The following is a 676-nucleotide window of genomic DNA, read 5'->3' as shown; positions in this document are numbered from 1 at the left end:
CTATCACATAACGTTTCGCCGCTAACCGACTATTGCGATTCCAGCGAACTGCGTACTGTCTGCTAAGATAATATTTTTACGTGAAAAATAGACGTGAAACCACGAAAATCCAGCAATAGCGGTTAACGGCTGTTGTGCGATGTTTTAATTCTGTTCAAAACTTTTGACACAATCAATCATCATACTTAAGTTTGTTTTAATTTGATCTTCATTTTGACAACTTGCTGTGATTGAATAAAAAATTCCTTTTTGCTTACTTTTTACGATGAATGAAATCATTTCTATTGATTTTTCATTTTCAGATTTTGCGTGGATAAAATAAGAATCATATTTTAAAATGTTAGTTTTTCCACTTTCTACAATTTCAGGAATTAAATTATTCTTTGCTGAACTTTTTAGAATTGTTTCAAATTCAGCTTTCAAATCTGAATTATTTTCTAAACTTTTATATTTCTGAATAGATATTATTTTTGTAAATCTTGTTATTGAATCTGTTTCTCCAATAACCATTCCGAGAATTATTTGTTCAGTATTATATTTTTTAGCTTTCCATTTCCAATTTTTAGGAATTGTCATTGAGAAATCCTTAGTTGGATAAGATATTTTAGTTTTTTCATATTTTACAGGATAATTTGCATATTCCTCAAGCGTTGTTATTTTTTTTGCACAAGCACAA

The 676-nt window shown here is 28.6% G+C and carries 1 protein-coding gene; it reads right to left on the bottom strand.

Annotated features, from left to right (window positions below; all coding sequences use genetic code 11):
* Positions 1–144: 144 nt before the first annotated feature.
* The coding region (locus SK086_RS13590) for a hypothetical protein (RefSeq protein WP_324692346.1) at positions 145–676 on the bottom strand (532 nt) is incomplete at its 5' end.

The sequence above is a fragment of the Flavobacterium cheonhonense genome, from assembly GCF_035671315.1.
Taxonomy (GTDB): domain Bacteria; phylum Bacteroidota; class Bacteroidia; order Flavobacteriales; family Flavobacteriaceae; genus Flavobacterium; species Flavobacterium cheonhonense.
Note: the sequence above shows the minus strand (reverse complement) of the source record. Positions and strands in the feature narration are given on the sequence as shown.